Annotated in this window: 22 protein-coding genes; 11 read left to right on the plus strand and 11 right to left on the minus strand. The window is 43.7% G+C overall.

The window, feature by feature from the left end:
• The 3 genes from I3248_RS07205 to I3248_RS07215 all read left to right on the plus strand — a co-directional run.
• Positions 1-408: IS3 family transposase (locus I3248_RS07205; RefSeq protein WP_238063120.1), on the plus strand; the 408-nt coding region annotated here is incomplete at its 5' end.
• 30 nt (positions 409-438) lie between these two features.
• Positions 439-1,926, plus strand: coding sequence for a hypothetical protein (locus I3248_RS07210; RefSeq protein ID WP_238063121.1), 1,488 nt, complete (start codon positions 439-441; stop codon positions 1,924-1,926).
• 84 nt (positions 1,927-2,010) lie between these two features.
• Positions 2,011-2,589 carry a hypothetical protein gene (locus tag I3248_RS07215; protein ID WP_238063122.1) on the plus strand — a complete coding sequence of 193 codons (579 nt, stop codon included), beginning with the start codon at positions 2,011-2,013 and terminating at the stop codon, positions 2,587-2,589.
• Positions 2,590-2,628: 39 nt separating this feature from the next.
• On the opposite strand, the gene I3248_RS07220 is transcribed toward I3248_RS07215, so the two are convergent.
• From I3248_RS07220 to I3248_RS07245, 6 genes are all read right to left on the minus strand, one after another.
• On the minus strand, positions 2,629-4,125 hold the full coding sequence (locus I3248_RS07220; protein ID WP_238063123.1) for a UvrD-helicase domain-containing protein: 1,497 nt from the start codon (positions 4,123-4,125) through the stop codon (positions 2,629-2,631).
• Between the two features lie 277 nt (positions 4,126-4,402).
• On the minus strand, positions 4,403-5,281 hold the full coding sequence (gene tatC, locus I3248_RS07225; RefSeq protein ID WP_201611271.1) for a twin-arginine translocase subunit TatC: 879 nt from the start codon (positions 5,279-5,281) through the stop codon (positions 4,403-4,405).
• Positions 5,278-5,940 carry a Sec-independent protein translocase protein TatB gene (tatB, locus tag I3248_RS07230; RefSeq protein ID WP_238063124.1) on the minus strand — a complete coding sequence of 221 codons (663 nt, stop codon included), beginning with the start codon at positions 5,938-5,940 and terminating at the stop codon, positions 5,278-5,280. The genes tatC and tatB overlap by 4 nt, the downstream gene beginning before the upstream one ends.
• Positions 5,941-6,014: 74 nt before the next feature.
• The gene (gene tatA, locus I3248_RS07235; RefSeq protein ID WP_201559488.1) at positions 6,015-6,296 is read right to left on the minus strand and encodes a Sec-independent protein translocase subunit TatA; all 282 of its coding nucleotides are present in this window, start codon (positions 6,294-6,296) and stop codon (positions 6,015-6,017) included.
• A gap of 399 nt (positions 6,297-6,695) precedes the next feature.
• The gene (gene hisIE, locus I3248_RS07240; protein ID WP_238063125.1) at positions 6,696-7,535 is read right to left on the minus strand and encodes a bifunctional phosphoribosyl-AMP cyclohydrolase/phosphoribosyl-ATP diphosphatase HisIE; all 840 of its coding nucleotides are present in this window, start codon (positions 7,533-7,535) and stop codon (positions 6,696-6,698) included.
• 132 nt (positions 7,536-7,667) lie between these two features.
• The gene (locus I3248_RS07245) at positions 7,668-8,120 is read right to left on the minus strand and encodes a thioesterase family protein (RefSeq protein ID WP_238063126.1); all 453 of its coding nucleotides are present in this window, start codon (positions 8,118-8,120) and stop codon (positions 7,668-7,670) included.
• A 470-nt stretch (positions 8,121-8,590) separates the two neighbouring features.
• Between I3248_RS07245 and rpmI the strand changes: the two genes are divergently transcribed.
• From rpmI to I3248_RS07270, 5 genes are all read left to right on the plus strand, one after another.
• The gene (gene rpmI / locus I3248_RS07250; protein WP_025646050.1) at positions 8,591-8,788 is read left to right on the plus strand and encodes a 50S ribosomal protein L35; all 198 of its coding nucleotides are present in this window, start codon (positions 8,591-8,593) and stop codon (positions 8,786-8,788) included.
• A gap of 52 nt (positions 8,789-8,840) precedes the next feature.
• Entirely contained in the window at positions 8,841-9,197 is a 357-nt protein-coding gene (gene rplT, locus I3248_RS07255; RefSeq protein ID WP_025646048.1) for a 50S ribosomal protein L20, read from the plus strand.
• A 272-nt stretch (positions 9,198-9,469) separates the two neighbouring features.
• A complete protein-coding gene (pheS, locus tag I3248_RS07260) occupies positions 9,470-10,522 on the plus strand; it encodes a phenylalanine--tRNA ligase subunit alpha (protein ID WP_238063127.1) in 1,053 nt (350 codons plus the stop codon).
• A gap of 98 nt (positions 10,523-10,620) precedes the next feature.
• The gene (pheT, locus tag I3248_RS07265; RefSeq protein ID WP_238063128.1) at positions 10,621-13,026 is read left to right on the plus strand and encodes a phenylalanine--tRNA ligase subunit beta; all 2,406 of its coding nucleotides are present in this window, start codon (positions 10,621-10,623) and stop codon (positions 13,024-13,026) included.
• A 239-nt stretch (positions 13,027-13,265) separates the two neighbouring features.
• Complete coding sequence (locus I3248_RS07270) at positions 13,266-13,565, plus strand: integration host factor subunit alpha (protein ID WP_201559483.1); 300 nt, start codon at positions 13,266-13,268, stop codon at positions 13,563-13,565.
• 300 nt (positions 13,566-13,865) lie between these two features.
• Here I3248_RS07270 and I3248_RS07275 read toward each other — a convergent pair whose 3' ends face one another.
• Entirely contained in the window at positions 13,866-14,222 is a 357-nt protein-coding gene (locus tag I3248_RS07275) for a hypothetical protein (RefSeq protein WP_238063129.1), read from the minus strand.
• A gap of 605 nt (positions 14,223-14,827) precedes the next feature.
• Here I3248_RS07275 and I3248_RS07280 point away from each other — a divergent pair.
• Positions 14,828-15,715, plus strand: coding sequence for a neutral zinc metallopeptidase (locus I3248_RS07280; RefSeq protein WP_238063130.1), 888 nt, complete (start codon positions 14,828-14,830; stop codon positions 15,713-15,715).
• Between the two features lie 197 nt (positions 15,716-15,912).
• Here I3248_RS07280 and I3248_RS07285 read toward each other — a convergent pair whose 3' ends face one another.
• The 3 genes from I3248_RS07285 to trxA form a co-directional block, all read right to left on the minus strand.
• Positions 15,913-16,152 (minus strand): hypothetical protein, encoded by a 240-nt coding sequence (locus I3248_RS07285; RefSeq protein WP_025646038.1) that lies wholly within the window; start codon positions 16,150-16,152, stop codon positions 15,913-15,915.
• Positions 16,153-16,649: 497 nt separating this feature from the next.
• Positions 16,650-17,921: a transcription termination factor Rho gene (rho, locus tag I3248_RS07290; protein WP_238063131.1), complete on the minus strand. Its 1,272-nt coding sequence runs from the start codon at positions 17,919-17,921 to the stop codon at positions 16,650-16,652.
• Positions 17,922-18,435: 514 nt separating this feature from the next.
• A complete protein-coding gene (trxA, locus tag I3248_RS07295) occupies positions 18,436-18,762 on the minus strand; it encodes a thioredoxin (protein ID WP_025646034.1) in 327 nt (108 codons plus the stop codon).
• A 350-nt stretch (positions 18,763-19,112) separates the two neighbouring features.
• On the opposite strand from trxA, the gene I3248_RS07300 reads away from it, so the two are divergent.
• Together I3248_RS07300 and I3248_RS07305 are read left to right on the plus strand one after the other, a co-directional pair.
• The gene (locus I3248_RS07300) at positions 19,113-19,883 is read left to right on the plus strand and encodes an RluA family pseudouridine synthase (RefSeq protein ID WP_238063132.1); all 771 of its coding nucleotides are present in this window, start codon (positions 19,113-19,115) and stop codon (positions 19,881-19,883) included.
• A gap of 30 nt (positions 19,884-19,913) precedes the next feature.
• Complete coding sequence (locus I3248_RS07305) at positions 19,914-21,557, plus strand: NAD(P)/FAD-dependent oxidoreductase (protein WP_238063133.1); 1,644 nt, start codon at positions 19,914-19,916, stop codon at positions 21,555-21,557.
• Positions 21,558-21,565: 8 nt separating this feature from the next.
• Here the strand turns inward: I3248_RS07305 and I3248_RS07310 are convergent, their stop codons facing one another.
• Entirely contained in the window at positions 21,566-22,510 is a 945-nt protein-coding gene (locus I3248_RS07310; protein WP_238063134.1) for a D-2-hydroxyacid dehydrogenase, read from the minus strand.
• Between the last annotated feature and the right edge of the window lie 6 nt (positions 22,511-22,516).

Consider the following 22,516-nt stretch of genomic DNA (forward strand, 5'->3'; position numbering starts at 1 on the left):
AAAGAGCTGGTCGGCTATGCGATCAACAAACGCATGACCGCAGATTTGGTCTGTCACGCATTGAACATGGCAATCAAAAACAAACGACCTGCCAAAAAACTAATAGTCCATTCTGACAGAGGCAGCCAGTATTGCAGCCATGCCTACCATAAGATCATTAAACAGCATCAGTTTACAGGATCTATGAGCGCTAAAGGTAATTGCTTCGACAATGCTCCAATAGAAAGCTTCTGGGGCACTTTAAAGAACGAGCTGGTATATCATCAGGATTATAAGACTAGATTTGCAGCGATCAACGATATTATTAGATACATCGAGCTGTACTACAATCAGACTAGAATTCAAAAGGGTTTGGGCTATAAATCGCCAAGACAGATGTGGTTTGACTCTTATCGTCAGGCTGCGTAATCAAAATCTCCCAAGTTTAAGTCTACGGGATTGACGGCAGGGGTCAAGATTGCTTCTAAAAGTAGCAGTAGTATAGATGCAGGTGCTTCGAGGGCTGGTAGCTATGTGATGACTAGAACAGTTGTTGAGCGTATAGCTGTTCCAATTGTCCAAAAGTTTATTGGAAGTAGAATTGATGATTCTGAACTCTATGTGCTTATAGTCGCTGCTTCTCCAGTATTAATTGATACTATTTATAATGATTTAAATAACTCTAGTTTGTCTGATGAAGAAAAGGTGAAAAGATCAGGTGAAAAAATTGCGACCTTTATTTTACGTGATTTTTTTAGTAATGGTCCATTAAGTAAGTATATTCAGAAAAAACTAAGTATTGATGTAGGTGAAGAAATAGCTAAGCAGATCATCATAAAAGCTGGTTTAAAAGCAGTTCCTTACGTGAATGCTGTCTCTTTAGGCTATGATGTCATAAAATTTGGTTTAGTATCTAGAAATATATCATTAGCAGTAGCTGATCTATCAACTGTCCCTGCCAAAATTGAATTTGATGTCGTATGGCCTTTAGAGGTATTTAGCTTTACACCTTTAGCCCATGATGTTGAAGATGGATCTGTAACGATTAAGTTCGAAGGTATAGGGTTACAAAAAGTAGCTAATAGTTATGCTATAGGAGATAACGGGTTTGGCACGAGTATCGCAACTACTCTATCTGGTATTAGTGCCAATGGTCGACAAGCTGGTATTACGTTAACTGAGTCTGAATTAATAGACTTAGAAAATAATGTCGAATTTAGCTTTTTTGAGCAAGGTGCATCCACAGGCAAAAGTCCTGAAGAGGTTTTAGAGCTTACAGCCAAGCTAGTTATTAAGAAACTAGAGCCCGATACGGTAGCAGTGAACGATCAGTTATGTGTTATTGGTTCAGGTTATAGTAATAATAATGCTGACAATAGAGTTCATTTAATGGGTGAAGATGGCGACATCATCTTGACTCCTTCAACTGCAAGCAGTAAAAAACTATGTTTGACAGTGCCACAAAAAGCAATTTCAGGAGATATTTTTGTCACTGTTGATAAGGATCAAACAGGTCTTGAAAAAAGTAACACGGCTTATTTGACAGTATTGAAGAGCGATATAGCCATTACATTTGGTGATAATGGCTCAGCTAACGATGATACTTTTGCCTTATTTGTTAATGGTCAATTGATTCATTCAATGAGTGCGCCAGCTCGCTCGGTAGGGCCATTCAAGATTGATAATCTAAAAGCGGGCGTTGTTCATACTATCCAATTACGAGGCATTACTGCTCCTGATGCTGTTGGAACTTACTATATTGAGTTCTCAGGCAATGATATTGATAGTATTGAAGGGGATAGTTATACAGGCTCTGACTTAACAGCAGGAGCCAGTAAAACGTGGAAGCTATTAATTATGCCAAAACCAAAAGCGGCTACCCGTACATTTAAGCTAAACTTTAATCAGGAAGCTGACACTGAGGTTCCTATTATTTGGCAAGAGTAAAATTTTTAAGATAAAAATAATAGCTTCTCAGTTGAGAGGCTATTGTTTTTTATATAGTTACATTCATAAGGAGGTAATAAGCACATGATGGAAATATGGCTACCCTTAACTCCTATAATAATATTCTATTTATTTATATCTCTATATAACCGCAAAAGAAAACATAGGACTATTTGGAAAGGTAGAGTGTTTGATAACTTTAGTATAATTTTTATATTGTCATTAGGTTTTTTTGCAGGTATTGCGCACATTTTAGATCCTAATAGCTATGCTAGAGGGATAGGAAGTGGGAACTTTAGTTATTTGTATACTACTGCAAGGATAATGGGCTGGTGGGTTTTAGCTTTAATGTATACAGGTATCCATCATAGATTTATGAAGAAAGAAAAATTAATATGTTGTGAAAAATCTGAGCTAGAAGACGAACTAGATTTACAATGGATAGGCTATAAAGTTATATTTGTACTGATGTGCTTTACGGCCATATTATCAGGTGGGTATAGTTTTTTGACTCGGAACTGTTGGGGTCTATTTGAAAGTCGTTATATTCAAGATCCCTTTATGTGGTGGGCAGAGCTTGGCTGGTGTATTGCAGGTGTTATTGGGCTGTTTGCTTATTTTAAATATATTCGCTATTGGGATGGTAGAGAAGAAACTCCCTAGCTCATCTGAGCTTCATACTTGAAATTATAAAAGCTAAACTTAAGACCCATAAATCACTTTTTTCCCTGTCTGCAATCCTGATATCAAGTCTTTAATATTATGAATGTCCAAATTATTCTGGGCGCGCGTACAAGCAACATAGAGCAAACGCAATTCTTCAGGGCTAATCTTAATGCCGTTGGTCGTGACATCATAATAGAAGTCATCATCGAGCTGTACCTTTCCCCACTCAAGCCCTTTGGCTTTGTGTGCGGTAGAGATGACATAATCGGCGTTCTCAACACGAGTTAAACTATTCACCGCGCGCGTCAAGACGCTAGTGCCATGATCATCGACCAATTTAACCAAAGTTTTTAGATCGCTGCCCTCATTGGTTTCTGAATACTCTTGCACATCCGACCAGTTATAGAAATACGCTAGCTCTGGCACGCCATAAGCAGATTTACCGTTTTTGAGGTTTTCTGCCGCTTGGCAGAACTTTAGCATACGCTCGGTATCAGCTTGTAGCGCCACACGGTGGCCTAACTTTAGACCGGTTAACAACTGCGCCATAGCCGCCGCGTTAGTACGGCAAAGAATGGCGTCTTTTTTACTATGGACCATGCCTTTCTCAGTAGAGGAGCTTTTATTAGGGTTGCCTTTAAGAGGCACGTCTTCTTGTAGCGCTTTGAGTAACGTATTCGCCACCTCAGCGATAGGTTCGCCGAAGCGAAACGACTGGGTCAATAAGGTTTGCGGCAGCGGTAGTTTTTTCATCGCATTGACCGCGCCGCGCCACTCATAGATCTGCTGATGAGCATCGCCAACATAGATAACTTGCTTTGATTGCTGCGTCAAGATACCCATCATCAAAGGGTCGGCATCCTGCGCTTCATCAAATAAGATAAAGTCGGCCGGGATAGTAGGCTTAGATAGCGCCCATAATTTAAGATAAATATCATGACCGATACCGGCAGGATGACGCGCGTCAATCGACTGTAGCCAGCGCTGCTCAACTGCCGGATAGAGCATTTCTCGTAGCTGCTCAGCGTCACTATCATCGAGCCAGTTCGGGAAGGCCAAATGCCTAGGTGCCGGATAGCTGGCATGCGTACTACAAAAGTTACTCACCGCATCACTGACAAATCGCGCAAGGCGGGCTGGCGTCAAAGTGATGTATTTATTCGAGCCTTCTATCTGCCGTCGCACTTGCACCGGCTGCAAGCCTAAGTCATCACCTAAGCGTTTCGGCGAAAACCGAGGCAATGATAGCTTAGCGGTAATGTCTCGCGGCACATGGCGATAGGCGAGCGAATGAAAGGTCCGGCAGTCGACGTGTCCTGGAAACTTGGCGCGCGCATCATTAGCTATAGCCTTGTTAAAGGCTAAGTACAAACCGCGACCACGCAGCCGCTCACCAATCAGCTTCAAAGTAGTCGTTTTACCCGCGCCGGCATAAGCGACCACCTTAAACGATTTATGATCCATCGCCATATTAAGCGCAGCAAGCTGCTCTTCGGTAGGGTCACTCATATAAGCGGGCATAGATGCAGACATAAAAAGCTACCTAAATGTAAAACAGAATAAAATGAAGCATGAAATAAAAGACACGGGGCTAAAAAAAGCCACTGCGTAAACAATGGCTCATTAGAAGAGAAAAAACGCAAATAAAGGCGCTTTCTTGATTGGAATAGGGTCTGTTGCGCATGCGTAAATGAGCACTACTGATTTTAACAGATTAGCTTTGTCTTTATGAGCAAACATTTGCTATCAGCAGTCATTGTCTTATAACGCACTAATCATTTCATAAAGCATTGATATCACTTTTGCTTTGTTAATGCTCTGAGTGCTCAGCGACTAGATCTTCTTTTTTGTCTTTAAGCAAGATTTTAGCTAAAAATAAGCCCAACTCAAACAACAGCCACATCGGAAACGCGAGCATCAACATCGATACCCCATCTGGCGGTGTCACTACCGCCGCTATGGCAAAACAGCCCACAATGATATAACGGCGTTTATCTTCTAAGCTTTGAATGGAGACAATACCGACCAATATCAACAGCAAAGTCACTACCGGAATCTCAAACGTCAGCCCAAACACCATAAATAACTTCAAGGCAAAGCTCAGATAACTGTCTATATCGGTCATCGGCAATACGTTTTGTGGCGCAAAAACGATAAAGAATTTAAGTACGCCTTTAAGTACCACAAAATAGGCAAAAGCCACGCCGGCATAAAACAGCATAATCGATGATAATAGTACCGGTATTGCGACTTTTTTCTCTTTTTTGTACAGCCCTGGTGCGACAAAAGACCAAATTTGATAAAGAATATAAGGCATGGCAAAAAAGGCAGCCACAAATATAGTCAAGCGAATGGGCGCCATAAAGTTAGAGGTAATGTCGGTCGCGATCATCGTTGAGTTAGCAGGCAGCTGCGCCACTAATGGGTCAGATAAAAAATCATAAAGCTCCCGTGAGAAACCAACCAGTGCTAAGAATACGATTAATACCGCGGCGCAGATCTTGATTAGATGCCGGCGTAGCTCAATCAAATGCTCAGTGATGGGCATGTCTGCAAGAGAGTCTAATAAATCATCGGATTTTTCGTCTTGAGCACTTTTAGTATCAACACTACCAAAAGATGCGCTATCAACTGCCTCTTCATGAGCTAGTTTTTCTTGCCGGCTTTTTTGGCGTTTAAACAATGTCATAAACTCGCCTCTCCATTATGAGGCATGGGGTTATCCGCATCGGTTTGGCTATAGAGCAAAGTATCAGCTTTATAATTCGGCATGTAAGGCGCAGCAGGCAGACGACGCGCCTTATCGTAAGCCCCTAAGCGAAACCACATATTCTCCCATGGACGCGTCATTATAGGCGTATTTATATCGTCGCTAGAGGCTGAGTCAGTATTTATAGCTTCGGACTGCTTATCAACCATCAAGTCACTATCATAAGCATATTGTTCATCTAAAGTTGGCGTCGCCGCGCTTTTGCTAGCATCGACAGCAGTATCATTATCCTTGTGAGCGTTTGGCTCTTTTTTTAAGCTAGTAGAATTATTTTCATCTTTTAAGCTGTGATTCTGAGCAGATTCAAACTCTTGCATGTTTCCGCGTAACTCAGCCATCTCGCGCTTCATTTGCGCTTCTGACTCGCGAATTTTTGCCATCTCTTTTTGCATCTGCTGGCGGGTCTCTGCCAGATCAAGCTCAGCTTCTATCTCGGACTGTAGCGTTGAGACAGTACGGCGAATTTTGCCATACCATTGACCAGCAGTACGCGCTGCTTGTGGCAGCTTCTCCGGGCCAAGCACGATTAAGGCAATAACGCCAAATAAGAGTAATTCTGAAAATCCGATATCAAACATAAGGCCTGAGCATCACTATCTATAGAGCAGGTAAAAATAACCAACGTAGCGGCTGTACTAACTACTCTGTCGAACTAAACTTTATGTTGATCATCGCTTGCAGCAGGACTGATTTCAATATCATCAACTTTGGTGCCGTGCGTTTTATTAGCACTGCTATTGGGGGGCACGCCAGCTTCATGATCGAGTACGCGGTGTTTTTTAACGTTTTCGGCTTCTTCGTCTTTGACCGCATCTTTGAAGCCTTTGACCGCGCCGCCTAAATCTTTACCGGCATTTCTCAGCTTAGAGGTGCCAAAAACGACGACCACGACCACCAAGAGAATGAGCCAATGTGTAATAGAAAAACTGCCCATAATGATATCCTTAATGTCTGAGACCTCATGTCTGAGATTTCTGAGTGTGAATGCTGCTCTTTAGTTGTTGACATCAGTATTGCCGCCACCGCGCTACTGTTATTTTATAGAATATTGATCTATTTGACAAAAATACAGACATAACGCTGACGTAAAAATACTATTATACCTTGCCGTTATGACAAAAAGGTGAAAGTCGCAACAATCACACAGAGTAAATAGGTAGTGGCACTTTTGTTTTCGACATATAGTCGATCCTAAATAAAACAGATACATTATATATCAACGTGCAACTGGTCTAAATTTTCCTTGCGTGCTGTGCCTACGTAGATAGAGGCTGCGAAAAACTTATTCCAGTCCCACTGTATCGTTTTTATACTGAACTCACTATATGATAGGTTATCTCGACGCTTTCTCATCGATGCCTGAGAGACCAAAGCGTCGTCCCAGCTCATTGAGTACGGCCTCAGACTCTATATCGAACCAAGCCAGACCAATTAAACTGTGGAACCACACGTCAGCCACTTCATAAATAAACTCATAACGCGCGGCATCAAAGGCTTCTTTATCTAGTTGCGCATCACTATGGGCCAAGTCTTTGGCCGCAATAATGCTCTCGGTCGCCTCTTCGCCTACTTTTTCTAATATCTTGTTAAGACCTTTTGCGTAAAGGCTTGCCACATAAGAGCTATCGCTATCTGCTTGCTTGCGGGCGCTGAGGACTTGATCGAGCTGCTGTAAAATGGAGTCTTCAGCTTGCAGGCTTTGATGATTCTCTTCAGCCAAGTTAGTGTTCGTTTTACTCGTAGTTTCTGTAGTTTCAGGGCTTTGAGAGTTAGTGCTATAGATATCGGCAGGGTCTTTTAATACCGGTTCCACTGCTTGCCAAGTGGGCTCTGAGCCCGACAAGTCCAAACGCTGATAAAAGCAGGACTCACGGCCAGTATGACAAGCGATACCGCCCACCTGGGTGACACTGAGTACGATAACATCAGCGTCACAGTCTAAGCGGATATCATGTACGTGCTGGGTATGCCCTGAGGTTTCGCCTTTATGCCACAGCTGATTACGAGAGCGCGAAAAGTAGACCGCTGTTTGCGTTTGGGCAGTCAGTTGCAGCGCTTCGCTATTCATCCAGGCCATCATCAAGATACGTCCTGATTGATGGTCTTGAGCGATTGCTGGAATGAGTCCGTCGGAATTAAAGGTGATAGCAGTGAGCCAAGCCGGTACAGTCATAATGTCTCTAGCGTCTGATAAAAAAGGGGAGGGCGGTTGATTAGCATTAGGCTAGATCGATAATACTATACAGGTGGCTTGAATGCGATACGATAATAAGAAAAACAGCAAGAAAAAACAGAAAAGTAGGGCTTAGGCGTTAGCCTGTTTACATTGATCAAGGGCCTGTTTGATTGTCTTGTTCAGCGTCGTGACTTTACCTGATCGATAATCATAATTAACAAAATGCTGGCGTGATTTGGCTACTAAAGAGCTATCATCCATGCGCGTGACCTTAATATTGATATCGCAGCCTTTAGTGGATAACTGCTGTACGCCTACCTCAAATAACAGCGCTTCACGCGTGCGCACCATACTAAAAAGGTTCAATTGCATATCAACTATAATAAGACCTTGGTAATCGGCATGAATCTGCTGGATACCTTTGGCATATAAAAATCGCTCGCGAGTCTCAGACAATAGGTGAGATAAAGACTCTGGCGTCAAAAAATTACCAACACCAATTTCGTTATTTCTTACCCGCATGACCGTCTCAAAGACGAATACAGTATCGTCGAAGACTAATTCTCGGTCTGTTGGTATCATCGATAGTATCTCCTAAAAGGATGCTTAAAAGGTAGAAGTTTGGGAGTGCCCTCGCCGAATCATTAATGCCACGTATTGCTATACAAATTCATATAGGAGCTAACACGAGCTAATCGTATAAACGGGTATCGTTAGAGTATATTATATTCATTTATATGAATAAATTATTATACGCATAGCTGCCGGATAATTTCAATATTTTTAGGGGTGAACGGTTGCTTTACGCGCTAAAAGGATAAACAGGCTGCCGCTGAAGAGAATTCGCTACTAGCTACTATGATAGCGTTTCACTAATTAGAGCTAAAATTAGAGCTAAAAATTGAAACTTTGGTTGGCAAATTAGTAGCGAGTCTGCTAAAATAGCGCCTCCCACCTCGAGGCAAATGGTTGATTGATGAGCAGATTTTATGAATCGCTGATAACAATCGTTTGACGACCAGGTTCTATCAAAGACAAAGAGGCAACTCATCATGAAAGTTAAGATGAAAACTAGAAGCGGCGCCGCAAAACGCTTCAAAAAAACCGCGAATGGCTTCAAGCGTAAGCAAGCCTTCAAAAGCCATATTTTGACCAAGAAATCTCCTAAGCGTATTCGCCAGTTGCGTGGTCTAAAGATGGTGGCCAAGTCTGACGAAGCAGCAGTTCGTCGTATGTGCCCATACATCTAATCGATCTTTGCAATTTATCGCTTATTATATCTAAAGAATCTTGGAGTAAATTATGGCCCGTGTAAAACGTGGTGTACAGGCAAATCGCCGTCACAAAAAAATCCTAAAACGTGCAAAAGGCTACTACGGTGCCCGTTCACGTGTTTATCGTGTAGCAGTACAAGCCGTAACGAAAGCGGGTCAATACGCTTATCGTGACCGCCGTAACAAGAAACGCTCTTTCCGTCGTCTATGGATCGCTCGTATCAACGCTGGTGCACGCTTAAATGGTTTGAGCTACAGCCGCTTTATCAACGGTATGAAAAAAGCCAACATCGATATCGATCGTCGCGTTCTAGCTGACATCGCTATGCATGATGCGGCTACTTTTAGCGTACTAGTTGAAAAAGCGAAAGCAGAATTGGCTTAAGTATTAGCTACCCTTAGACTTTATTGTTAAGTAATTAAGGGCCAGTTAATTAGCATGATTAGGTCAATATAAAAGAAGCTACCGCTAGTCGGTGGCTTTTTTTGTATCTTTGTCTCTTCCTCATATTCAAATAGGTCAAGAATTTACGATAGCGAACATCGCTATGTTCAACAGACCCTAATCCGTCCAGATAAAAAGACGGTAAATAATTTGCAATATTTGCGCAAACCCTTACAATCTATACTCTGTCTATACCAGGAATAATGCGTCTTATGACTACCCCTGTTGCTACCGATTTGTCGGCGCTACCGACTCTATCTTCGCAATTAAATGAGCTCGATGAAGCGCAGCTAAACGGTTTGGCCGACGCTGCTGTAGCGCTGATTGCGCAAGCGACCACCGTACCTGAACTGCAAGAGCTGCGCGTACAGCTGACGGGCAAAAAAAGCTCGCTGACCCAGTGGTCAAAACAAATGGGTAAGCTGGCTGCCGACGACAAAAAGACGTACGGCGGCTGGTTGCACGGGGTTCGTAGCCGTATCAATCAAGCTTTGAGCGAGCAGCAGCAGCAACTTGAGACTGCAGCCTTAAATGCAAAGCTTGCCAAAGAGAGTATCGATATCACTTTGCCTGCGCGCGGCGCTCAAAAAGGTCACTTGCACCCTGTGACTATGATTACTCAGCGCATGCAGCAGTTTTTTGTGCAAGCAGGCTTCAACGTGGCGACTGGCCCTGAAGTTGAGAGCGACTATTATAATTTTGAAGCGCTAAATATTCCCTCGCATCATCCTGCGCGCGCTATGCACGACACTTTTTATTTTGACGCGCATTATTTATTGCGCACGCATACGAGCCCAGTGCAAATTCGTACTATGGAGCAAAGCGCGCCGCCGATTCGTATTATCTGTCCAGGCCGCGTCTATCGTAACGACTCAGACCAAACGCATTCGCCAATGTTCCATCAGCTAGAGGGGCTTATGGTCACTGAGTCGAGCACTTTTGCTGAGCTAAAAGGCTTGATTAGCGAGTTTTTGCAAGCCTTCTTTGGCAAAGAGCTGACTGTCCGTTTCCGTCCTTCATTCTTCCCGTTTACTGAACCTTCAGCCGAAGTCGACATCTTAGATGATAATGGTAAGTGGCTAGAAGTCATGGGCTGCGGCATGGTACATCCGCAAGTACTAACCAACTGCGGTATCGATAGCGATAAATATACTGGCTTCGCTTTTGGTATGGGTATTGAGCGTTTTGCGATGCTCTATTACGGTATCGATGATTTGCGTCTATTCTTCCAAAACGACGTGCGCTTTTTGCAGCAATTTGGCTAACTGCTTGTCTGCTATAGACTTGTATTTAGGGCGCTAGGTGCTGATAGGCCTTTCCTTACTATAGAATCTTTATTATAAAATTCAGATCCGAGATATTTATGAAAATTAGCGAACAATGGCTACGTCAATGGGTGAATCCCGCCAATACTAGCGAGCAGTTAGCTGAGCAGCTAACAATGGCCGGGCTTGAGATTGACGATCGTTTTGCAGTTGCCCGCGCTTTTAGTGGTGTGGTCGTCGGCGAAGTGCTTAGTGTGGAACAACATCCAGATGCCGATAAGCTGCGCGTTACTCAGGTCAATATTGGTACTGCTGAACCATTACAAATCGTCTGCGGTGCACCCAATGTTTATGCTGGGATGAAAGCGCCCGTAGCTACCGTTGGTGCTGTGCTACCAAGCGATGACAAGACAGGTTTTAAGATTAAAAAAAGCAAGCTACGCGGCGTGGCCTCGAACGGTATGCTTTGCGGTGCTTCTGAGATTGATTTGATTGATGATATCGATGGACTCCTTGAGCTACCTGACGATGCTCCAACTGGCACTGATATCCGTGAGTACTTAGGCTTAGACAATCAAATATTAGATATCTCTGTCACGCCGAATCGCGGCGACTGTTTTAGCGTACGCGGTATCGCGCGCGAAATAGCCGTTATTAACGAGCTATCAATGCAGACGCCAGAGATAAACTTAGCTTTTGCCGCTAGTGAAGAGGTAAAAACTCCTAATGTAAAGATCACTGCCACCGAACAGTGCCCGCGTTATTTATTGCAAGCGATTAGCGCTATCGATCGTAGTATCGATACCCCAAAATGGCTGAGTGACGCGCTTATTCAATCAGGTCTACGTACCCATAACTTCTTAGTCGATGTGACGAATTATGTGTTGATGGAGCTTGGACAACCCCTGCATGCTTTTGATGCCGATACGATCGAAGGCGATATCCAAGTGCGTTTGGCTAAGCCGCAAGAGAGTGTTACTTTGCTCAATGATCAGACGCTAACGTTAAGCGGTGATGAGCTGGTCATCGCTGATGACCAAGGTATCTTAGCCCTTGCTGGTATTATGGGCGGCAAGCGCAGCAGCGTCACTGAAACGACGACCAATATCGTGCTAGAGAGTGCTTTTTTTAGTCCATTAGCTATCGCCGGTCGTGCTCGCCGTTTCGGTCTGCATACCGATGCCTCTCAGCGCTTTGAGCGCGGCGTTGATTTTGAGTTGCCACAGCTTGCTTTAGCGCGAGCTCGCGAACTAATCACCGCAGTTACAGGCGGCGTAGCAGGATCTATAGTGAGTGCTGAGAGTCCTACACAGCTACCCTCACGAGCGCCCATATCTTTACCTATTGCAAAGGTGGGCGAGGTGATAGGTATCGATATCGAACTTGAGGCGATGATACGTATTTTGACTCAATTAGGGTTTGACGTAGAGCAACAAGGGCATGTTTTAAAAGCTACGCCGCCATCGCATCGTTTCGATATGAGTATTGCTGAGGATTTGATAGAAGAGATTGCACGGATATACGGTTACGACAATATTCCCAGTACCCTGCCTCATCTACAAGTGAGTATGGACTATGACGATACTGCAGATTTGACTCATGAGATGAAGCTGGCACTAGTCGATATCGGCTATATGGAAGCGATCAGCTTTAGCTTCAGTGATGCAAAGATAGAAGCGCTAATCGAAGATGAGGCGCTAGGGGAGGTATTAGCTCTAGCCAACCCGATATCGAGTGATTTAGCCGTGATGCGCCGTACGCTATTATCGAGTCTGTTGCCCTGTGTGCAGTATAATCTTAATCGCCAACAGTCGCGTGTGCGCTTTTTTGAGACCGGTCTAAGCTTTGTTGGTCATAGCGTTAGTGAGTTGGTACAGACGCCTAGCATAGCGCTCGTTGCTGTAGGTAATGTTTGGGATGAACAAGCCTACCAAAACCGTGCAATTGATTTTTATGATCTCAAACATGATGTAGAGCAGCTACTTCCTGCTTTAATCGACGGCGCGCGAGTGCGTTACGAGCGCAGTGAGCTGGACTTTTTACACCCAGGTCAAAGCGCTAAGCTTTATATAGATGATCTATACGTAGGATGGCTCGGTCAGCTACACCCTAATACTGCTAAGCAGCTTGATTTGCCAGTCACTTGGGTCGCCCAGCTCTCACTAGCGCCTTTATTAGAGCTTGCTCGTGAACAGCAGACGATTACCACACCCAGCAAATTTCCACAGATACGCCGTGATATAGCTATTTTGGTCGATGATAAAATCAGCTTGCAGACTCTACAAGCTACCATACGTAGCGCGGCAGGCGAATTATTAACTGATTTATGGTTATTTGATGTTTATCAAGGGGATAACGTACCTGCAGGTCAGCGTTCACTAGCCTTTGCACTAGTATGGCAAGATTATAACCAAACCTTGTCTGATGACACGGTCAAAACAACGACCGATAAAGTGGTTGCGGCTTTGAGCGAGCAGCATGGGGCTCAATTACGCGACAGCTAAGCGGCACTCACTTATGCTAACTGGTTATTATTAAAGAATTTTATGATAACTAGTCATCAATTTATAAAAAAATCCTTTATAATGACAAGCGTTGAAAATCAATTCTTTCTTATGCCGTTTTTATAACACCGTAAGTTAAAGCAGGCTCTCTTAGCCATACCATTGATACAGTAACTATTCATTTTGTCACTGTACTATAGTATTCAAGGGAGCCTACCGCACCAATCAGGAGTTGCACTGTGAGTACCTTAACAAAGTCAGATATGATTGAACATTTAATGGATCATCTAGGCCTAAGCCGTCAAGAAGGCCGCTGTCTGGTCGAAAATTTCTTTGATGAGCTGTCTGAGAGTTTGATTGACGGTAAGGAAGTTAAGCTTTCAGGTTTCGGTAACTTTGAGCTCAAAGACAAAAGCAGTCGCCCAGGCCGTAACCCAAAAACCGGCGAGCCCGTAGCCGTATCCGCGCGCCGAGTGGTCACTTTCAAAACTGGCCAAAAATTTCGCCAAAAAGTCGATGAGCGTTTATTTGAAGCTTAAGTCTCGATTTTGAGTGCTATTTTATTGGTCTTGATAATAGTCGACTCAAACTTTCGGCTCCATTATGCTATTGAAGCAAGTCTTAGTCAGCTCGATGTAAGAGCTTTACTATTCTTATAGGCTCTGAGCCCTTGTTTATAGCTAATGACAAGTTTATGAATTGAGAATGATATAAATAAGTAGTATTTTTGGTTAAAAGAGTGGTTCGTTAAAATACCAAATAGTAGCCAAAAAAAAGAGAGCCAAGGCTCTCTTTTTTTATTAGTCAGGATTCATTACAAGTGTAATAAATTACTGAGCTTACTCTTCAACAACCACAACTTCGTCAGCAGCGTCTACAGCAGCAGTATCAGTTTCGCTAGCAACATCCATGCTAGTTGTTGTACCGTCGACAGGAACTTCAGCGTCCATCTCGTCAGTAGCAGTAGCAGCTTGTGCTTCAGCGATGTCAGCTTCAGCGTCAGCAACAGCAGCTTCAGCGTCAGTAGCAACAACTTCGCCTTCAGCAGCAGCTTCGTTTAGCTCTTCTTGAGCGTCTTGCACTTCTTCTTGAGCGTCAGATAAATCTTCAGCGGCGTTTTCAGTGCTGCTATCGCAAGCAGTTAGGCCAAAAGTTGCAGTCATGATACCGGCTAATGCTAGTAATTTAATATCCATAATGTTTCTCCAGAAAATGAAATAGTATGTTAGCTATAATAAAAGGGTGAATACGATAGACACTTAAAACCAGATACTTATAAGTATATTTATATTTAAGTATCTTGATATTCAACCGTCAATGGTCACAGCTACTCAGCTTCCCCGCATTCTATACTCTTTTTTTGCGAATGAAAAGACTTTATGTGAGTAATGAGCAATAAAAATGTAAACAATATTTACAAATCTTATTGCACTGTCTTTTTTCGTATAAAGTGATAAAAACAACGATATTGATTTATCGCTCAAAACAAAGGCTGATCAATATAAAAACTAAGTTAAATCTCGTTTTTAAATAAGCTTACAACCGTTATTAAATACCAAATAGAATTCGATATTGTCCTGATATATAAGTTCAGTTAGCGATACAAAATACAATAAGTAATCTAAACTCAGACTAACTCTATATGGTCTGTATCTGTAAAGATTGTACTATTAAAGAAAAGCAAATATCGTTTAAAGGTTTGAAGTTCTGTTGCGGTTTTGTAGTTCAAGAAATAAGTTAACCTTTAGCTTTATTGATTAGTTATAAAATAAATAAATGATTTATATAGAGGATAGCAATTATGAAGTGGAGAGGAAGAAGAGGCAGTACGAACGTGCGCACGAGTAGCGGCGGCGGTAAAATGATAGGGGGCGGTATTGGTGGTATTATTATCGCGGGTATTTTGTGGCTAGTGTTTGGCGTCAACCCTATGACCGCGCTACAAACGGGTCAAGTCGTCACGGGCGGCGGCGGCAGTTCTGCCACTGAAGTCGCAACTGGTGATGACCGTGATACCCAATTTGTGCAAGTGGTGTTAGCGGACACCGAAGAGGTTTGGGGACAAATATTTAATGAAGGCGGAAAAACCTATCAAGAGCCTTCATTGGTACTATTTAATGGTCAAGTTAGCTCCGCTTGTGGTAGCGCGACCGCCGCGACTGGGCCTTTTTATTGCCCAGGAGATCAAACTATTTATTTGGATACTTCCTTCTTCACTGAGATGCGTCAAAATCTAGGGATCAGTGGCGATCAGCAAGGCTCTGGCGACCAAGAGAACCGAGGAAGAGCGGGTGATTTTGCCCAAGCTTATGTTATCTCACATGAAGTAGGTCATCATGTGCAGACGTTACTGGGTATCAGTCAACAAGTGAATCAAGCTCGCCAGCAAGTGACACAAGCACAAGGCAATCATCTGTCTGTATTGCAAGAGCTGCAAGCTGACTGTTTTGCAGGGGTATGGGCGAATCGCAATCAGCAACGAGTACAGTTTTTAGAGCCAGGGGATATCGATGAGGCGATTAACGCTGCCGGACAAATAGGCGATGATCGTCTAGCACAGGCCAGCGGCCGCGCGGCAACGCCAGATAGTTTCACCCATGGTACCAGTCAACAGCGCGTGGATTGGTTCACTCGTGGCCTTGAAAGCGGTAATGTACAATCTTGCGATACTTTCAGCGGTGCTCTGTAACGGGTAATATCTAGCAGTACTTCTCTTTATAAAGCTCTGTTATTTAAAGAATCTGGATAAAGAGAAGCGTTAATTATAAGCTAAGCGTTATTATTAATGAGCAATAAAAAAGCCTACCTTTTATCAGGTAGGCTTTTTTGTTCGAGCGGTGTTGTCATTCATTTATGACAGTAGCAGAATTAACAACAGCTGTATGACTATCTGCTGTTTTCAAGAATATAAGCACCAGCACCGCCAATTGCCGCACCACCAAGTGCGCCGCGAGCGATATCTTTACTATCGCCGCCACTTCTAATAAGAGCGCCAGCGGCTGCACCAGCAGTAGCGCCTTTAGCAGTATTACTTAAGCCACTGTTGTAACCGGCAGTATTACAACCTGTCATAATTAACGCTGAGCTTGTAATCGCAGTCATTGCAAAAGTTTTAGCAAATTTCATATCATCACCTATTAAATTGTAAAATTGATCAATATTTTTATCATTGATAATTTGTCACTGCTAGTCACTTATCAATAAAAATGCTTATCAAAGGAGTCACTAGTTATCGTCATTAACTATTATTGTTAGCATATACCAATAATAAATATTGTTAGCATATACCAATAATAAAGTGGATAACCATAGATATAGCAATTATCAATAAAGATCAATACAGAAGAAATACACTTGTACTACTGCTCATAGTACGCTGATTATAAAATTTAGTCGTATTGAATACGCTATTGTTTACATCTGAGGTGTAAGCGATGTGTCTATACTGTTTCCTTAGTACGACTTTGACTCAACCTGCTTGTCAGATGAGCTGTAGTAAGCTAACGGTTTGTACGATGATTCTTCTGCTAATAATAAGCTAGTGCTATCTAGATGGATAAAAGGTATCGCCTAAACTAAAAAAGACCACTATGAAGTGATCTTGTTTAAACACAACGGTTAGGCTAGTTGACTTTAGATTTACGATTCATTTGTTCAAAGAACTCATCGTTGGTCTTCGCCTCTTTTAGGCGCTCAAGTAAGAACTCAGTGGCTTGCACCCCATCCATTGGCTGCAAGAGTTTACGCAGTATCCAGACTTTGCGTAATTTATCTTCATCAAGCAAACGCTCTTCGCGGCGAGTGCCAGATTTTTTGATATTAATGGCCGGGAAAACGCGTTTTTCGGCCAAATCACGCTCAAGGGTGATCTCTTGGTTACCCGTACCTTTGAATTCCTCAAAGATAACGCTGTCCATCTTACTGCCGGTGTCGATAAGGGCACTAGCAATAATGGTTAAACTGCCGCCTTCTTCTACGTTACGTGCCGCGCCAAAGAAGCGTTTGGGGCGCTCAAGCGCATTGGCATCCAGGCCACCGGTCAAGACTTTACCAGATGATGGCATTACTGTGTTATAAGCGCGGGAGAGTCGTGTGATAGAGTCGAGCAAGATAACCACGTCTTGCTTGTGCTCGACCAGACGTTTGGCTTTTTCGATGACCATGTCCGCCACTTGTACGTGACGCTGCGGCGGCTCATCAAAGGTAGAGGCAACCACTTCACCGCGCACAGTACGCTCCATCTCGGTGACTTCTTCAGGACGCTCATCAATCAAGAGTACAATCAAATAGCACTCAGGGTTATTGCGAGTGATCGACTGCGCCATGGTCTGCAGCAGCATCGTTTTACCGGCTTTTGGCGGGGCGACGATAATGGAGCGTTGACCTTTACCAATCGGAGCGATCAGATCGATAATACGGCCGGTCAGATCCTCAGTAGTGCCATTACCTAACTCTAATTTTAATTGTTCAGTAGGGAAGAGAGGGGTTAAATTCTCAAAGATAAGCTTATGACGCGAGCGATCTGGGGTGTCAAAGTTAATCTCACCGACTTTTAGTAGCGCAAAATAGCGCTCAGAGTCTTTTGGCGGGCGAATAGTACCCGCAATGCTGTCGCCTGTTTTGAGACTAAAACGGCGGATTTGGCTAGGGCTAACATAAATATCATCAGGACCGGCCAAATAAGAGCCCTCTGATGAGCGTAAAAACCCGAAACCATCTGGTAGGACTTCTAATACGCCGTCGCCATAGATGGCTTCGCCATTACGCGCATGGGTCTTTAATATAGCAAAGATAATGTCTTGCTTACGGCTACGCGCCATATTATCGAGCCCCATTTCTTTGGCAATAGCCAAGAGCTCAGAGATTGATTTTTTCTTTAATTCAGTTAAATTCATAGGAAAGTCATTAGCAGGTTATCAGGCGAGAGAGGTCATAAGCAGCACAACCCACGACATTGGTTCAAACAGTATTGAGTATGAGTAGAAGGTGTGCAAAGCATTAGGTTTATATTGTCTTGGATTTTTATATCAGCTCAGCGCCAATTGTAGGATATTACAATAGGGAGGCTCACAATGGATATAAAGAAGGTGACATAAGAGTCTTCGATAAAAGCTCAATATCAGTAATTATAGTTGGTAATGGTGCTTAATAATGATAGTTGTGTTTTGCAGTAACAAACACGAGGAGACTTGCGACAAGACGCTTATGAAAAACGGTTGTATTACTCTTGTCAGCAGACTATACGGTTATAGATAGGGGGTTGTCAATTATTTTTGTTAAAAAAAGTCGCTAATCGATTTATTTGTGCAAAAAGTCAGCAAAAAGCCATTATCTGTTATAGATAATGGCTTTTTTGAGGCATAAGCAATCAGTGATCAACTTATTATTACCGTGCTATTTTGGATCAGTTTATAGATGCTTATCTAAAACTTTAGCCAATTCTGCTTTTGGCTGTAGGCCCATAACTGAATCTACTTTTTCGCCGTCTTTGAAGACAAATAGTGTTGGAATGTTGCGAATACCGAAACGGCTAGCAGCTTGTGGGTTATTATCGACATCAACTTTGACGATTTTGACTTTGCCTTCATAATCGGCAGCCAAATCTTCTAAGATAGGTGCGATAGATTTGCAAGGACCACACCAAGTCGCCCAAAAGTCTACTAACACAAGCGTGTCAGCTTGTAGTACGTCTTTATCAAAGTCGCTATCGGTGGTGTTAACGATTAAATCTGACATAATATGTCTCTCTTTTTATTAAGTTTAAATTTTTATTCTTGGGTAAAATATAACCTTATGATAAAACCAATCAAGGCTATACGAGGGTTAGTCGTACTGTTATGAAAGATGATATATTAAAGGTGATGACTAACGCTAATACCCATGAATGAATATCGATATAGTAACATATCTGCTAAATCTTAATAGCGCTCGGCTCGTTAAAATGCTTAACAATTAATATTAGTACAATCAATCGCAACATAAAACAATAGCGCAGAATCTATCAATGGCATCTGCCTATCACCAGTAGTGTGATCTACTGTTCTATAGTTAGTGCTCGCTACCCCTATTTTATAATAAGCTCATTTATGCTCTTTACTGAAGAAGAAACTAACGCTCTTAACGAGCAAGAACAAAATTACCCGCTAGCGTTTTTTCAAGATTTCGCTAAAACGATAACGGTCTTTGAGGACGATGATATCTGGGTGGTTGATAAGCCTGCAGGGCTGTTGAGCGTTGACGGAAAAACCTTAAAGGTAAGCTTGCTTGCCCGGCTTGAGAAGGTGAATCCAAACGTTAAGCTTATTCATCGACTCGATATGGATACCTCAGGACTGCTTATATTTGCCAAAAATGCGGCGGCGCAAACCCATATCAGTAAGCAGTTCATCGAGCGTCTGCCGCAAAAGCTCTATCAAGCTCGCGTGTTTGGGCAGTGGCAACAAGTAGGAGACACAGGTAAGATATCTGCGCCCGTGCGTTATGAGCCAACGCTCAAACCGCGTCATATCGTTGATCCGAATTGGCCAAAGCAGGCCTTGACTCATTATGAAGTGCTCGCGCATGAGTGTCTCAATGCTCAAGGCGCCGGTGCGCAATCTTTAGAGCATAGCGCTGTTACGCAGGCAGACCAGCCGCAAATGGTAACCCGCGTCGCCCTAAAGCCTATCACGGGTCGCAGTCATCAGCTACGAGTACACATGGTGCACATGGGTCATGTGATCATCGGCGATCCGATTTACGCTGAAGGATCGGCGTTGACGATCGCACCGCGGCTTAACTTACATGCTCAGCAGCTGCGCTTAAAACATCCGGTGCTAGAAGCTTGGATGGACTGGGAGAGTCCGACGCCTTTTTAATATAGGCCAGTTTGCATAAGGAAAATGGGAATGATCGATATACGGACAACTAAAAAAGCGATAAAAGACACTATTAAAAAACGCTTAAGCGGCCGTGATGCCTCATCAGCTCCATCTTCAGCTCATCAGGCCAATGGCGCTCAGCGGGTAGACTGCGAGATGCTTATCATCGGTGCGGGCATCGCAGGTATCGGCATGGCGAGCCGTTTACAGCAGTCGCACAATAAGACTATCTTTGGGCGCAACACCAATCACCAAAAGCCCAATAGCGCTGAGCGCTTTATCGTGCTAGAAAAGCGCGCTGACTTAGGCGGCACGTGGGACTTGTTTAACTATCCTGGTATTCGCTCCGACTCTGATGCGCTGACCTTTGGCTATAGCTTTCGGCCTTGGCTCGATCACAGAATGCTTGCCAAAGGCGAAGATATTAAAAGCTATCTGGCAGATACGGCGAATGAATTTGATGTCACAAAGCACATTCGCTATCGCCATGAAGTTAAGCAGTTATCTTGGTCAAGTGCCGAGCGACAGTGGACGGCAACGGTCAAAAACCACGAGACCAATGAGACTTTAACCTTAACCGCGAACTTCATCGTTGGCGCTACGGGCTATTATGACTTTGATCAAGGTTATCGACCGCACTTCGAGAGGGAAGAAGACTTTAAGGGTCAGATTGTGCATCCGCAGCAATGGCAGGACGTCGACTATCAAGATAAAAAAGTGCTTATCATCGGTAGTGGTGCCACGGCGGTGACGCTGCTGCCAGCTCTGCTAGATGAGACTGAGGGGCAGACTGCCAGTCAGGTGACTATGTTACAGCGCTCGCCTTCGTACATTGCTAGCGTCGCCGCCGATGATTATGCGATAGGAAATCTCTCAGGCAAGCTCTTGCCTTTATCCAAACCGCAAGCTTACAAAATAGTGCGTGCCCGCAATGTGCTGATGCAACAAGCGACTTATCGCGCCTCACTCTATGCACCAAAACTGATGAAAGCCTTAATGAGCTATGGCGTCAAAAAAGAGCTCAAAGGTAGCGATATCGATATCAAACATTTTTCGCCTGATTATAATCCGTGGGATCAGCGCGTTTGCGCCGTGCCTGATAGTGACTTTTTTAAGGTGCTACAAAGCGGGCAGGCAGATATTGTAACTGATGAGATAGAGCGCTTTACCGAGACAGGGGTTTTACTAAAGTCAGGTCAGCAGTTGGGCGCTGATATCATCGTCACAGCAACTGGGTTGAATTTGCAGGTACTAGGCGGTGCTAAGTTAGTCGTTGATGAAGAAGAGGTTGCGATAGGCAAGCGCATGACCTACAAAGCGGTATTGCTCGAGGGCGTACCTAACATGGCAGTGTTATTTGGCTATACCAATGCGTCATGGACGCTAAAGATAGACATCGCCTGTCAGTACGTATTGCGATTGATCAGCTATATGAATAAGCATGATTATCAGGTGGCTGTAGCAAGCGCGCAAACCGCCACTGAGACCGCGCAAACACAAAAGGATACCGTAATGGGAGCTTTGTCGTCAGGGTATGTCGCGCGCGCAAGCAAGGTGCTACCTAAACAAGGCGATCGCTATCCATGGCGAGTAATGAATAACTATCTGCTCGACCGCATGATGCTTAAACACCGCAAAATTGCTGATAAGTGGCTGCATTTTACGCGCTAGTTTTAACCTTAGCCTGTTTTATCAATAAACGCGCTGACTTGCTTGCTCAGTATCCGCCATAGCGTCAGCTGCGCGCTCTCGCTACCCCAGGCATTATGCGGACTAAAGATAACGCGCGGATGATCTTTTAGGCTAAGCAGCGGATCGTCCTCAGTGATAGGCTCAGCTTCAAAGACGTCGCTGGCATAGCCTAATATCTGCTCATTATTCACAGCATTGGTTAGCGCTTGGCTGTCGACAATACCGCCGCGTGCGACATTGACTATCAAAGGCTGCTTTTGCATTTTTGCCAAAGTGTCTTTATTAATTAAGTGTTTGGTGTCCTCGTTCAAGGGGCAATGTAAGCTGATGACATCGGAGCGGGCTATCACCTCATCGAAAGCGGTATAATCCTCATTGCGCGGCGTTTGGCCTTGATGTTCCGCCCACAACACGGTCATGCCATAAGCGCGGGCAATCTGGGTCACTCGTTTACCGATAGTGCCAACGCCAATAATGCCTAACGTTTTATCTTCCAAATCGATCAGTGGTACATCTAATAGGCAAAAGCCACCGTCATCAGACCAAGAGCCATCAATGACCTTTTGATGGTAGTGGATAGCAGCGCGCATCGCCATAGTCATCAGCATAAAGGTATGCTCTGGCACACTTTTGACCGCGTAACCTGCGACGTTATATAGCGTCACCCCATGCTTATCGCAAGCGTCGCTGTCAACGTTATTCATGCCAGTCGCTGTCAATTGAATCAGCTTTAGCTTGGGCAGATTACTAATCACCTCAGCGCTCATCTTAATCTTATTAGTAAAGATAATGTCTGCATCTTGGCAACGTTCGACTATAGTTTGAGTATCCTCTGGGCTATCGCTGTAGACAACATAATCGGTGACTCCTGCTGGCGCTGGCAAGTCTAAGTCCTGAGAAAACGTGCCTCTATCCAAAAATACCGCTTTCATACTGCC

Origin of the sequence: Psychrobacter sp. Ps3 (genome assembly GCF_022129275.1) — a bacterium.
In the GTDB taxonomy this organism is placed as follows: domain Bacteria; phylum Pseudomonadota; class Gammaproteobacteria; order Pseudomonadales; family Moraxellaceae; genus Psychrobacter; species Psychrobacter submarinus.

What these genes read in the sequence shown, in the direction of transcription:
- I3248_RS07215 (WP_238063122.1), top strand. Translation starts at nt 2,011, where the DNA reads ATGATGGAAATATGGCTACCCTTAACTCCTATAATAATATTCTATTTA.
- I3248_RS07220 (WP_238063123.1), bottom strand. Translation starts at nt 4,125, where the DNA reads ATGTCTGCATCTATGCCCGCTTATATGAGTGACCCTACCGAAGAGCAG.
- tatC (WP_201611271.1), bottom strand. Translation starts at nt 5,281, where the DNA reads ATGACATTGTTTAAACGCCAAAAAAGCCGGCAAGAAAAACTAGCTCAT.
- tatB (WP_238063124.1), bottom strand. Translation starts at nt 5,940, where the DNA reads ATGTTTGATATCGGATTTTCAGAATTACTCTTATTTGGCGTTATTGCC.
- tatA (WP_201559488.1), bottom strand. Translation starts at nt 6,296, where the DNA reads ATGGGCAGTTTTTCTATTACACATTGGCTCATTCTCTTGGTGGTCGTG.
- hisIE (WP_238063125.1), bottom strand. Translation starts at nt 7,535, where the DNA reads ATGACTGTACCGGCTTGGCTCACTGCTATCACCTTTAATTCCGACGGA.
- I3248_RS07245 (WP_238063126.1), bottom strand. Translation starts at nt 8,120, where the DNA reads ATGATACCAACAGACCGAGAATTAGTCTTCGACGATACTGTATTCGTC.
- rpmI (WP_025646050.1), top strand. Translation starts at nt 8,591, where the DNA reads ATGAAAGTTAAGATGAAAACTAGAAGCGGCGCCGCAAAACGCTTCAAA.
- rplT (WP_025646048.1), top strand. Translation starts at nt 8,841, where the DNA reads ATGGCCCGTGTAAAACGTGGTGTACAGGCAAATCGCCGTCACAAAAAA.
- pheS (WP_238063127.1), top strand. Translation starts at nt 9,470, where the DNA reads ATGACTACCCCTGTTGCTACCGATTTGTCGGCGCTACCGACTCTATCT.
- pheT (WP_238063128.1), top strand. Translation starts at nt 10,621, where the DNA reads ATGAAAATTAGCGAACAATGGCTACGTCAATGGGTGAATCCCGCCAAT.
- I3248_RS07275 (WP_238063129.1), bottom strand. Translation starts at nt 14,222, where the DNA reads ATGGATATTAAATTACTAGCATTAGCCGGTATCATGACTGCAACTTTT.
- I3248_RS07280 (WP_238063130.1), top strand. Translation starts at nt 14,828, where the DNA reads ATGAAGTGGAGAGGAAGAAGAGGCAGTACGAACGTGCGCACGAGTAGC.
- I3248_RS07285 (WP_025646038.1), bottom strand. Translation starts at nt 16,152, where the DNA reads ATGAAATTTGCTAAAACTTTTGCAATGACTGCGATTACAAGCTCAGCG.
- rho (WP_238063131.1), bottom strand. Translation starts at nt 17,921, where the DNA reads ATGAATTTAACTGAATTAAAGAAAAAATCAATCTCTGAGCTCTTGGCT.
- trxA (WP_025646034.1), bottom strand. Translation starts at nt 18,762, where the DNA reads ATGTCAGATTTAATCGTTAACACCACCGATAGCGACTTTGATAAAGAC.
- I3248_RS07300 (WP_238063132.1), top strand. Translation starts at nt 19,113, where the DNA reads ATGCTCTTTACTGAAGAAGAAACTAACGCTCTTAACGAGCAAGAACAA.
- I3248_RS07305 (WP_238063133.1), top strand. Translation starts at nt 19,914, where the DNA reads ATGATCGATATACGGACAACTAAAAAAGCGATAAAAGACACTATTAAA.
- I3248_RS07310 (WP_238063134.1), bottom strand. Translation starts at nt 22,510, where the DNA reads ATGAAAGCGGTATTTTTGGATAGAGGCACGTTTTCTCAGGACTTAGAC.